The sequence below is a fragment of the Luteolibacter sp. Populi genome, assembly GCF_040801775.1.
Classification (GTDB): Bacteria; Verrucomicrobiota; Verrucomicrobiia; order Verrucomicrobiales; family Akkermansiaceae; genus Haloferula.
In genome coordinates, this window is sequence record NZ_CP161812.1 from 3385286 (window position 1) to 3397339 (window position 12054).

Sequence of the window (12054 nt, forward strand, 5' to 3'; positions counted from 1 at the left end):
GCACCACGGTACTGTTCGGCAGTGAAGGTGACGGTCGATATTCCTGAACCCCTTTTCAGGCGGGCAGAAGCGCTGGCGGAGAAGCAAGGCTCATCGCTTCAAGAGGTCATCGTAGCGGCTCTCGCGAAGGATCTCGGTGCAGGGTGCGGACCGCATTTCGATATCGACGAATTGGGATTGCCCCGGCTTCGGAGATCCGACGAGGACTCATCCGTCATCACGGAAGACTTCCTCGGCCGATTGCGCGAACAGGAGGGCATTTGAGCCGCTCCCGATCCCTCGGGAGCGAATAACCCGAAGCTAGGTCCGCGCAAGATTCAATCTACACTTCGCTCGAATCGGTTTACTGCTTCGAAGCAGGATCCACCGGGGCCGATACGAAGAGGTCTTTGAGGCGCTTGGTATCAACATTGTCCTGCCCCATCAGGACGAAGACCCATTGCTCATCCGCCCAACGGGCCACGGACCATTTGCCATGCTTCCCGAAGTCGGGCTCGGTGCGCTCGGGCAGCTTGCACTTTACGTCGCAGCGCTTGAAGGCGACGAAGTGGACGTAGTCGCCCTTTTCCTTGAAGCAGACGAGAGCTCCGTTCTTGCCATCGATCTTCAGCTTGCGGCAGCCGTAGCCGGGGGTCTCCTTCAGGCCCTTCGGCAGGCAGGAGTTCGGGCAGGGAAGATCGGCAGCCTTGAGGTGCTCGAAAAGCGCATGGCTGTCCGGATCCTTGAGGTCCAGGGTGAAGCCGGGATTTTCGAATTCCTTGATAAAGCCGTCCTCGACATTGCTGATGCTGATGGGGATGAGACCACTGCCGGGATTGTCGTCGGAATCCTCAGCAGGCACTGCCTGCTGCGGTGGATTGAATTGGGCGATGGCCTTTGTTGGAGAGCCTTCATCAGGGCGGAACATCAGGAAGGCCGCCGTGATCGCCGCGGCGGCGGCAAAGGGCACGGCAATCTTCCAAAGCGGGAAGCGCCGGACCTTCGGAACGGCGGCACTGCGGTCCATGGCCGCGAGAATTTCTGCCCGCAGGTTCTGCGGTGGCCGGATCGTGGCCATGGCACCCATGATCGAGCGGTCGAAGGGATCGGGCGATCCCGAGGCATCGCCCCGTTCGGCGGCCAGGCCGGCGAGGATTTCCTCGCGCAGCGAGGGCGGGATGGTCACCGCATTGAGGGCATTCGCGAAGCCGGCGTCGCTGGCGCGTTCGTGGGCGAGCCAATCGCCGAGTTCGCGGTCCTTGGCAGCCCAAGCGAGGGCCTCGGCAAAGTCGGGATTCTCCGCATCCGCGCCATCGGGGCGGAAGCAGCGGAGGATGAAGCGGGCATCTTCCTTATCCATGGTGGGACTTCAGGGCCTCCGGTTGGAGTTGCAGGATGTTCTTGGGCGCAGTGGATGGCTCCGCGGTCATGCGGCGGCGGAGCATTTCCTTCGCCCGCGAGATGCGGGACATGACGGTTCCTATGGGCACGTCGAGAATTTCTGCGATTTCCTTGTAGCTGTGTTGCTGGAGGTAGAAGAGGGCGAGGGGGGAGCGGAAGTTTTCGTCGAGTTCGCCGAGCAGTTCGAGCACGCGCTGGCCGTCCATCAGGCGCTCGGTGTCGTCGTCCTCCGAGCAGATGCGGCCGGCCACGGCCTCGGTCAGTTCCTCGTCCGAGTAGCGTTTCGACTTCCGGGCGTAGGCGAGAAACTCGCGGTGCAGGGTGGTGAAGAGCCAGGTCTTCGCCTTGTCCCGTTCCTTGAGCTGGTGGCCCTTTTGCGCCCAGATGCAGAAGGTCTGCTGGACCAGATCGGCAGCGGTATCCGCACTTTTCGAGAGCGACATGCCGAAGCGGTAAAGCGCTTCGTAATGGGCATCGACGAGTGTTTCGAATTCCGACATCGGTTGCAGTTGGGAGCCCTACTCAAACGAGTTATTCCGCAATTTTCCATCGCGCAAATGGCATCGCGTGTCCAGTTTGGCGAAATGAAACCCGTTTTTGCCGCCGTCCTTTTACTCGCTTCCCCGGTGTTTGCCACGGGGGATTTTACGATTTCCCAAGAGAAGGGGACGATCACGGTGAAGCTGGATGGCAAGCTCTTCACGGAGTATCGGACGGACTCGCGGGTTCCCTATCTCTACCCGCTGGTGTCCGCTTCCGGGGCGACGCTGTCCCGGCACTGGCCGATGGAAAAGGGCTTCGGCGAAGAGGAGGACCACCCGCACCACCGCTCGTTCTGGCTGAGCCACGGAGCGGTCAACGGCCACGATTTCTGGGCCTGGACGACCAAGGACAGCGATCCGAAGATCGAGCACAAGGGAGTGAAGACCGCCGGGCCGAGCATGTTCGCGGTGAACCTGGCGTGGACCGCCGCCGGCAAAACCCAGCTCAACGAGGAACGCAGCTACACCTTCAAGCAATTCGACGCGGACACGACCGCGATCATCGTGACCTCGCGCCTGACGGCGGCGGATGAGGATGTGACCTTCGGCGATACCAAGGAAGGGATGTTCGCGATCCGGGTGGACCGGAGCCTGCGCCAGAAGGCCCCGAAAGGGAAGGATGCCAAGGAAGCGAAGGGCACGATCGCCGATTCCGAAGGCCGCAAGGACGGTGAAGTGTGGGGCAAGAAGTCGAAATGGGTGGCCTTCGCCGGTCCTGACGAAAAGGGAGAACCGGCGGTGATCGCGATGTTCGACCATCCCTCGAATTTCCGCCACCCCACCTGGTGGCATGCCCGCGATTACGGCCTGCTGGCGGCCAATCCCTTCGGAGTTCACGATTTCGAGGGGAAGAAGGACGACCCGCATGCCGGCGATCACGTTCTAAAGAAAGGCGAGACGCTCTCCTTCCGTTATGAAGTGATCCTCCACCACGGCAGTCTCGAATCCGCGAAGCTGGCAGACCGCTGGGCGGACTTTTCCAAGTAAACCCGCATTACCTTTCCGATGAACCGCCGACATTTCCTCAATACCTCCGCCTTCGCGGGCACCTGGTCCCTGCTCGCACCGCACGCCCGGGCCCAAGGCGCGAACGGCGACCTGCGGGTCGCGGTGATCGGTCTGAACAGCCGCGGGGGTGCGCATATCGATGGTATCTTGAAGTCGAAGGGCGCGCGCCTGGTGGCCCTCTGCGATTGCGATTCCAAGGTGCTGGCCAAGGCCAAAGAGAAGGTCGAGAAGGGCGGGACAACGGTCGCGACCTTCGCCGACTTCCGGAAAGTCTGCGAATCGAAGGAGATCGATGCGGTCTGCATCGCGACGCCGAATCACACGCATGCCTTGATCGCGGTGACCGCGGCGGCCAACGGCAAGCACGTCTATGTCGAGAAGCCGGTTTCGCACAATGTGTGGGAGGGCCGGATGCTCGCCGATGCCCAGAAGAAGTACAAGGTGACGATCCAGCACGGCTTCCAGCGGCGCTCGGAGACCTGCTGGGCGGATGCCTTCGAGTGGCTGGGCAAGGGCGAACTGGGCAAGCTGAAGCTGGCCCGCGGATTTTGCTACAAGCCGCGGCCCGCGATTGGCAAGGTCAGCGCTCCGGTGAGCCCGCCCTCCGAGGTGGACTACGACCTGTGGTGCGGCCCGCGCGAGATGGCGGAGGTGAGGCGCAAGCAGTTCCACTACGATTGGCACTGGCAGTTCCCCTATGGCAATGGCGACCTGGGCAACCAGGGACCGCACCAGCTCGATGTCTGCCGCTGGGCGCTGGGCGATCCGATGGGGCTGCCGCCGGTGGTGATTTCCGCGGGCGACCGCTTCGTCCATCAGGACGATGGCGACTGGGCGAACACGCAGGTCGTCTTCCTGGGCTACGATCCGGCACCGATCATCTTCGAAGTACGAGGCCTACCGAAGAAGGATGTGGATTACAAAGGCGGCATGGACAGCTACAAGGGCCAGTCGGTCGGCAACGTGATCGAATACGAGGGCGGCTCGCTGGTCGGCGGGCACTCGGCCGGTTGCGCGGTCTATGATAAGGAAGGCAAGGAGCTGAAGAAATTCAACGGCGGCCGATCGCATTTCCAGAATTGGATCGACTCGATCCATTCGGGGAAACAGGACCCGATCCTGAGCGTGGAGAATGCTCACATTTCGTCGTCGCTGGCGCACATCGGGAATATTTCCTGGCGGCTCGGGGAGAAGAGTTCGCCGGAAAAAGTACGCGAGGCGTTCCAAGATCCCCGCGCAGCGGAAGCGATCGAGCGGATGGAAGCGCACCTCACGGCCAATGGCGTGGAGCTGGAGAAGACGGGCATCCACCTCGGCCCGGTGCTGACGCGGGATGGCACGAAGGAAAGCTTCACCGGGCCCGCTGCGGAGAAGGCGAACGCGATGCTGAAGGGGACTTACCGGAAGGGCTTCGAGATCGTGGTCTAGGTCGGCACCGCTAACGCGCGAACTACCACAAACCTCGTAGCCAAGCCACGCTCACCTCTTCCAACGACTCCACGATCCGGTCCGGTTTCTCCGGCTCAAGGGCCGCGGCCGGGTGCGTCGTGGTCACGCCGACCGCTTTCATCCCGCCGGCTCGCGCGGCACGTAGGCCGACCTGCGCGTCCTCGATCACCACGCAGTCGGCGGGATTGGCACCGAGCTTCCCCGCTGCTTTCAAGAAGACTTCCGGATCCGGTTTGCCGCGCCACACATCCTCGGAGGCCGCGATGTCCTGAAAGTAGTCGGCGAGGCCGGTGATCTTAAGCACGCACTCGACATTCGCCCGCGGCGTGGAGGTGCCGATGGCGCAGGGGATTCCGTTCGCTTTCAGATCTTCCAACAGCGCCACCACCCCGGGCAGGGGCTCGATGCCCTCGGCCAGCAGGATCTCGCGATAGAGTGCTTCCTTCCGGTCTCCCAGAAGCTGGATCCGTTCCCGGTCTCCTTCCTCCGCCCAGCCGAGGAAGGGCAGGATGCTCTCGTTGCGCTGCCCGAAGGTGGAAACGAAAGTCTCGTGGCTCAGTTCATGGCCCAGTTCCCCCGCCAGCGAGAACCAGGAACGTCCGTGGGCCTCGTGGGAATCGATCACCACGCCGTCGAAGTCGAAGAGCACTGCGGAAAGGGGCATGGCGAACGATGGGACGCCGACCGTAGCTTGGCAAGCGGTCGGCGGCCTTCCGACTTGGCTGGACCGCGGACTCCGCGGATATTCTGATTTCCTGATACGTGAAATCCGCGCGATCCGCGGTTACTGCTTTTCTCCGCTGTTCTTAATGATCCGCTGCAGCAGCTCCGTCTGGTACTGTTGGATCTCCATCAGTCGCTCCGAATGATTGAGGAGCATGTGGTCCACCTTTTCATGCAGGTGCCGGATCTCGAGTTCGGCCTTGAGGTTGATCTGGTAGTCCAGCATCGCCCGCTTGCGGTCGTGCTCCTCCTGCCGGTTCTGGCTCATCATGATGATCGGTGCCTGCAGCGCGGCGATGCAGGAGAGCAGGAGATTCAGCAGGATGAAGGGATAAGGATCGACCGCCGTGCCGTCGAAAAGCTGGAGCACGTTCAGGAGAATCCAGACCACGAGAAATCCGCCGAAGAGGAGGATGAAGCGCCAGCTCCCGCCGAAGCTGGCGATCTTGTCGGACAGCCGCTCACCGAAAGTGTAGGCCCGGTCTTGCTCCTCCTCTGTTTCCGGGCGTTCCGCGACCAGCTCGCGGTCGCGGATGCTGTCGATTACCTCACGCTCGAGTTCGGTGAGTTCGCCGATCTCGTTTTGCAGGGCGTCCTCGATGTAGGCGGAGCGCAGTTCGTCCAGCGCGCTGCGGGAAATCGACGCATCCTCGGGAAGTTCGGGATAGCGGCGGCGGATGAAGGCGTGGAGCAGCGGCCGGACCGCGGCGATGGGGGTTGCCTCGCGGTCTTCGACTTCCTTGCCGGTGATTGCGCACTTTTTCATGTGCGTGCATCCTGCCCTGCAGGCCTGCCCGGTCAAGGCGTGCAAGATTGTTCGGTCTCCAGCCTTGGCGAGCGGCCCGCGGCCCCTACACTGCGCGTTCCATGTCCGTCCGCACGCGCTTCGCACCCTCGCCCACCGGCTACCTCCACGTCGGCGGAGCACGCACCGCCCTGTTCAGCTATCTCTACGCCCGCAAGCACGGCGGCACCTTCGTCTTGCGCGTGGAAGACACCGACGAGGCCCGCAATACCCAGGAAGCGCGCGATGCGATCTTCGCCGGCATGCGCTGGCTCGGCCTCGATTGGGACGAGGGAGAGGGCAAGGGCGGCGATTACGGCCCTTACAACCAGAGCGAGCGCCGGGCCAACTACGATCGCTGGTTCGAGGTCCTCCGCGACAAGGGCCGCGTCTATGAGGACGGCGGTGCCTGGCGCTTCCGCTTCGAGCGCAAGCCGGTGGTGATGCAGGATCTGGTCTGCGGCGAGGTCACCATCGACTACCGCGACGAGTCCAACACGCCGGACATGGTGGTCCGACGCTCGGATGGCTCGTACGTCTTCCACTTCGTGAACGTGGTGGACGATCTCGAGATGAAGATCAGCCACGTGATCCGCGGCGAGGATCACCTGATGAATACGCCGAAGCACCTGCAGCTCTTTGAAGCGCTGGATGCTCCGGCCCCGCACTATGCCCACATCCCGCTGATTCAAAATCCCGACGGCTCGAAGATGTCGAAGCGCGATACCGGCGCGGCGGTGGGCGATTACCCGCGGCAGGGCTTCGTCGGGCCCGCGGTGGTGAATTTCCTGGCGCTGCTGGGTTGGTCGCCGAAATCGGAGGAGGAGATCTTCACGATGGACGAGCTGATTGCCCGCTTCTCGCTGGAAGGAGTGAACCGCGCGCCGGCGCGCTTCGATGCCGAGAAGTGCGCATGGGTCAACCAGCAGCATCTGCTCAAGATGAGTCCAAGTTTCTTCGCGGAATCCGCGAGGCCTTTCGTGGCGGAGGCCGGCCTGCCGACCGGTGAAGCTTATTCTGCGGTCGCGCCGCTGGTGCGGGAGAAAGTACGATTGCTCACGGAAGTTCCCGCCGCGATCGGTTATCTGTTGCAAGACGACTTCGCCATCGATCCGGAAGCCATGGAAAAGGTGCGCGCGAATGACGCGGCGAAGGATTTGCTGGAAGCCTTGGCCAGAGACTTCCTGGCGCTTCCCGAGTGGTCCGTGGGCGCCACCAAGCAACAGATCGGGGAGACCGCAAAGGCCGCGGGTGCGAAAGTGGGTCAGCTGATGTTCCCGCTGCGCGTCGCGATCAGCGGCAGAGCCGGCGGTCCCGACCTCGGCGACATCCTCGGCGTATTAGGTCGCCAGCGCTGCGTGTCGCGACTCCGCAGCTTCACTGCCACACTGGCCTGAGAGGCTATCTGAAAGTTGGCAGAGGCAGGGAGCTTTGTCCGATAACTCAGGCTGGGGGGACGGCGGGGCTTCACCATTTGCCGGATCGCTCGGAGCGAGCCCGACATCGAAACAGCATTGAATAATTTCAAAGGGAATCTGTCATGCGGTGATGTCGCTTTCATCACAGCGTGCCGATTCGACGCAAAGGCGATTGAAACGCTCGCGCAGCTGATTTCGACAGCTCGCGAGCCTGCGGCGTGCGCTATGCATTGTGATTGCGAGCAAGGCTCCAAGCATCAAGGTGCCGGGAGTAGGTCCGTGAAACTTCCATTGCGTCGCGTCGCGCGGAGAATTGCGCAAAATCAAGGATGCATGCACGATTATGCACGGCGATCCATCTGTTAGAGAAGCTGTCCGACACCTTTTTCTAACAGGTAAATTTGATACCAGCATCCGGGGCCCATCGGATTTCGGGTCACTTGACGGCACCCTTTTCTTGGGCTCGCTTGCGGGGCCAATGGTCTTACCCGCCGTTGGAACCCGAGACTAACAGAACCATGGAAAAGACCCATTTTTGGCGGAGCTATTGCCTGCTCCGCGGAACGACCTTGTCGCTATGCTTGGCTTGGACCACCGCTGAGGCCGCATTGGTCGCGGATTGGACCGCCGACAACTACGTCACAGGTCAGAACTGGACCTCAACTACCGGCGGCATTGTCGCCACGCCTACCGGAACCCCGACAGCGGTTTCCACAGGTTTCCTCCCCCCCACAAGGCGGTGGAGTTGGACGGTAGCAGCTACTTCACGGTGGAAGCCGCGAACAACCCGCTGGCCAACGCCACCCAATTCACGATGGTGGTGGTCTTCGAGGCCCTCAATCCCAGCTCGGGCGTTGGTGGCGGTTGGTACCAAAGCAGCGGGCTCGTTGGGATGGAGCAGGCCAATTCCGTCGCCGATTGGGGCTTGGGCTGGAACAACGACCGCGTGAGCGCGGGGGTCGGCGGTCCCGATGTCACGATGTTTTCCCCGCCGACATCTTATCCCCAAGCCGTCGTCGCCATGTTCACTTGGAGCGGCGGCGTGCAACGCTTGTATGTGAATGGCGTGCTGGTGGATTCGGATTACTTCGTAACCACCGCTGCGCGGAATCCCGGAAAGTTCGCGATCGGGGCTATCACCGAAGGCGGAGGCAACCCTTTCGCGGGCCGCTTGGCGGAGGTCCGGCTCTACGATACGGACGAAAGCACCAATGCTGCGGCGATCTACTCCGCGCTGCGGACCAGCTACTTCGGCTCCCTGCAGTTGGTTTCGAAAAAGATCACAACCACCGGCGGTAACTTCGTGCTGGAAGATACCCCGGGTGCCACCGCGGATCCTGCCGGCACCTATCAGGTGACTATCGGCGACCTAATCCCACCGGAGAACGTCAGCGTGGTGAAAAATGGCACCACCACCACGGTCAGCTTCACCGGAACCTTCAATCCTGCCTCGGAATATCTCGCGGACCTCGTCGCTCCGCGAACGGTTGGTGGCGAACAGTCCTTCTACGGCAGAGCCTTCACGCCTCTCCTTCCGGCCAGCCTCCCCGGCTTGGCGGGCGCGGTTGGCAGTTGGGGCATCAGCGAGTCCGCGGGTGCACCGGCCGACATCGCCACGGCCCTTACCATCATCACCGGGCCGACCCCGCCGACACCGGTGACCGGCACCTCCCCGGTCTTCAATCACCGGGATCCGGATACCAACGGTCTTGGGGGCATCGGGAACTTTAATAATGACTTCCCGATTCTTACCAACACCGCTAGTGACGACAATTTCGTGGTGGTGGGAAAAACCCAGATAACCGTCGCTGCCCCGGGGGTTTACACCTTCTCGGTCCACAGCGACGATGGCTTCGCGATGCGGATCACCGGTGCGGGCGGCGGTCGCTTCACCTCGACCGGCGGTGACGCACAGATCGATTTGGGGGACAACCAGACGCTCCATCGCAACGTCGGCGGGGCCGATTCGAATTCCCGCGGCGTCTATCAGTTCGATGCAGCCGGGACCTACAACATCGAATACCTCGGCTGGGACGGCGGTGCCGGCGGCTACTATGAAGTCGCATGGGCTCCGGGCGGATTCAGCGAGGACCGCAACACGAACACGTGGGCCCTCGTGGGCTCGCCCAACGACCCGAGCGTGCCACCCTACCAGGAACGCTGGGTGACGAACCTTCCGGGCCCAGTGGGCACCACCGGCGCATTCGGCACCCGCACCTATAAAAATGCCGGAACGATCGGCAATCTCACCAACGCGAGCGACTTCCTCAAGACCACCACCAGAACTCCGGCGGACCCCGGGGACGGCCTAACCATTGATGCGCAGTTGCCCTACCTCAACCATCGCGATCCCCAGGACGGCGGCGGCGGGGGCCTTATTCCCGGCGATCTGCCAATCCCTGGCGACACTGCGGAGAACGAGGCCAATGTCGTGACGGTTGCGAAGGGGCGGATCACGATCCCCACAACCTCCACCTACACCTTCTCCTACGCGGGTGACGACGGCTTCCTCCTGCGAATCAAGGGGGTGGCCGGCAATCCGGATCCGGCATTCAAACGGGCGACGGGCTTCGGCACCTTCCAGATGTCGGATCCCAACGAGCTGTTTTACGATCCCAACGGTGCGATCGCTACCCGCGGTATCATCGACCTGGCCGCGGGCCAGTACGATCTGGAGTTTATCCAATTCGAAGGAGGAGGTGCATTCTTCTACGAACTGACCGCTGCGGAAGGCTCGTGGCCTGATCAGACCACACCTCCCGGCGGCTTCCAACTCGTGGGATTCGTCCCGCCCGCAGCGACCGTGGTGATTCCCGGGATCGCCGAGCCAGGTTGGTCCGTGGAAACGGGCACACCGAATACCGGGGCTTATGGGTCCAATATCGCCGGGGCAGAACTCCGCATCGACAATACCCCGGTGGGGATCAGGACCAGCATCTGGGATACCCTGAACTTCACCGATCCCGAAGGTGGTGCAGATGGCAGCTTCACTCCGAACAACCCGTTTCCGCTCAACACAAACGTTGCGGATGATAATTATTCGATGCGGGCGACCGGCATCCTGAACGTGACGGTGGCCGGTGATTACCACTTGGGCTTCCAAGGTGACGACGGCGGTTACATGTATATCTACGGCCACAACGGCACCACCGATCCCGAGATCAGCTCGATCGTGTCTACCAACGTGCCGACATTTGCCGTGATCGCCGTGGCACCTGGCAGCAGCGTGAACAATGCCATCCTGGCGGATACCGGCACCGGCAACAGCCGGACGATCGTGAGTGTTCCGCTGGCAGTGGGACAGTATCGCATCCAGACGCTCGTCTTTGAAGGAGTCGGCGGGTCATGGTGGGAGGTCATCGGTGCCAAGGGGCCGCTCGATGCCAGCTTCAATATCCCGCTGCTTGCCAAAGGCCCGGGGACCACGGTGAACCTGACCAACGGCCTCGCGCTGGTTGAACAGCCTCCCGTGGTTCCAGTGGATCCGACCTTCGGGATTACCAGCGTGGTGATCGCCAAAGGTCCGCCCACCACCGCCCAGCTGACCTTCGGTTCTCAGGACGGTGTCAACTATAGCATCCAGGCCTCAACCGATCTGGTGAGCTGGACAACCGTGGTCCCGAACGTCGCCGGCACCGGCTCCGCGACCACGACGAATGTGGACCTGTCCGGCTTCCCGGACTTCAATGGCATGGATAAAGTGTTCTTCCGGATCCAGCAATAAACTCACCTCATCCCCGCAGCCGCCGCCGGACCTTCCGGCGGCGGCTTTTTCGTGTCGCGACAGTATCCGGGCTGCGGCGGATTGACGGCGCACGGCGGGCAGGCAAGGTGGGCACGCCTCCATGACCGGCCCGCTCTACACCCTCGACGACCTTTCCTCCCGCGACCGCCTGGACGCCGGCCATGCAAAGCCCGCCCGCCTCGCCGTGATTGGCTGCCCGGTCGCTCACTCGCTTTCACCGCGGATGCATCAGCCCGCGCTGGACGAGGCGGGAATCGACGCCCGCTACATCAAGGTGGAGGTCGAGCCGGAACGCGTGGCCGCCGCTTTCGCCCGCATGCAGGAGCTGGGCTTCATCGGCTGCAACGTGACGGTGCCGCACAAGTTCGAAGCCTTGGCCGCTTGCGATCAGGTGGACCCCGGAGCCCGGGAAACCGGGGCCGTGAATACGGTCGTTTTCCGCGAAGGGGGGATCAGCGGGTACAACACCGACGGCTACGGCTTCGCGGAGGCGGTGCGGGAAACGCTGGATCTGGCTCTCCCCGGAGCCTCCGTGCTGATCGCCGGCGCGGGTGGCGGGGCGGGCGGGGCGATCGCCACCCACTGCGCCGCGAACGGAGTGGCGAGGCTGGTGCTGGTCAACCGCAGCATGGACAAGATCGAGGAACTCGCGAGCCGCCTGCACCGTTACCATGGCGAGATCGCAATCGTCACGGCGCGGCTGGACGATCCGGGGCTGCCGAAGCTCGCCGCCAGCGTCGGGCTGATCGTCAATACCACCTCGCTCGGCCTGAAGCCGGAAGACCCCTCGCCCCTGCTGCCGGGCTGCTTCCTACCGCAGCACGCGGTGTTCGACACGATTTACCGAAGCGGCACCGCCTTCCAAGAAGCCGCCCGGGCCGCCGGCGCGCGGGTCGGCACGGGCCAGCCGATGTTGCTCCATCAGGGCGTGAAGGCGTTTCAGATCTGGTTTCCGGGCAGCGATCCCGCGGCCGCCATGCGCCGCGGCCTGGCCGCTGCCTGAGG

At 62.8% G+C, this 12054-nt stretch carries 10 protein-coding genes; 6 read left to right on the forward strand and 4 right to left on the reverse strand.

Annotation, left to right across the window (positions count from 1 at the left end):
• Nucleotides 1-21 precede the first annotated feature (21 nt).
• Entirely contained in the window at nt 22-264 is a 243-nt protein-coding gene (locus ABWK72_RS13715; RefSeq protein ID WP_367870136.1) for a hypothetical protein, read from the forward strand.
• Between the two features lie 79 nt (nt 265-343).
• Here the strand turns inward: ABWK72_RS13715 and ABWK72_RS13720 are convergent, their stop codons facing one another.
• A complete protein-coding gene (locus tag ABWK72_RS13720; protein ID WP_367870137.1) occupies nt 344-1339 on the reverse strand; it encodes a hypothetical protein in 996 nt (331 codons plus the stop codon).
• A complete protein-coding gene (locus tag ABWK72_RS13725; protein ID WP_367870138.1) occupies nt 1332-1880 on the reverse strand; it encodes an RNA polymerase sigma factor in 549 nt (182 codons plus the stop codon). The genes ABWK72_RS13720 and ABWK72_RS13725 overlap by 8 nt, the downstream gene beginning before the upstream one ends.
• Before the next feature lie 84 nt (nt 1881-1964).
• Between ABWK72_RS13725 and ABWK72_RS13730 the strand changes: the two genes are divergently transcribed.
• Nucleotides 1965-2909 carry a PmoA family protein gene (locus tag ABWK72_RS13730; protein ID WP_367870139.1) on the forward strand — a complete coding sequence of 315 codons (945 nt, stop codon included), beginning with the start codon at nt 1965-1967 and terminating at the stop codon, nt 2907-2909.
• Nucleotides 2910-2927: 18 nt separating this feature from the next.
• Entirely contained in the window at nt 2928-4358 is a 1431-nt protein-coding gene (locus tag ABWK72_RS13735; RefSeq protein WP_367870140.1) for a Gfo/Idh/MocA family protein, read from the forward strand.
• A 22-nt stretch (nt 4359-4380) separates the two neighbouring features.
• Here ABWK72_RS13735 and ABWK72_RS13740 read toward each other — a convergent pair whose 3' ends face one another.
• Nucleotides 4381-5043: an HAD family hydrolase gene (locus tag ABWK72_RS13740; protein WP_367870141.1), complete on the reverse strand. Its 663-nt coding sequence runs from the start codon at nt 5041-5043 to the stop codon at nt 4381-4383.
• A 120-nt stretch (nt 5044-5163) separates the two neighbouring features.
• Nucleotides 5164-5868 carry a DUF1003 domain-containing protein gene (locus tag ABWK72_RS13745; RefSeq protein ID WP_367870142.1) on the reverse strand — a complete coding sequence of 235 codons (705 nt, stop codon included), beginning with the start codon at nt 5866-5868 and terminating at the stop codon, nt 5164-5166.
• 101 nt (nt 5869-5969) lie between these two features.
• Between ABWK72_RS13745 and ABWK72_RS13750 the strand changes: the two genes are divergently transcribed.
• From ABWK72_RS13750 to aroE, 3 genes are all read left to right on the forward strand, one after another.
• A complete protein-coding gene (locus ABWK72_RS13750) occupies nt 5970-7283 on the forward strand; it encodes a glutamate--tRNA ligase (protein WP_367870143.1) in 1314 nt (437 codons plus the stop codon).
• Nucleotides 7284-8043: 760 nt separating this feature from the next.
• On the forward strand, nt 8044-11028 hold the full coding sequence (locus tag ABWK72_RS13755) for a LamG-like jellyroll fold domain-containing protein (protein ID WP_367870144.1): 2985 nt from the start codon (nt 8044-8046) through the stop codon (nt 11026-11028).
• 121 nt (nt 11029-11149) lie between these two features.
• Complete coding sequence (aroE, locus tag ABWK72_RS13760; protein ID WP_367870145.1) at nt 11150-12052, forward strand: shikimate dehydrogenase; 903 nt, start codon at nt 11150-11152, stop codon at nt 12050-12052.
• Nucleotides 12053-12054: the final 2 nt, after the last annotated feature.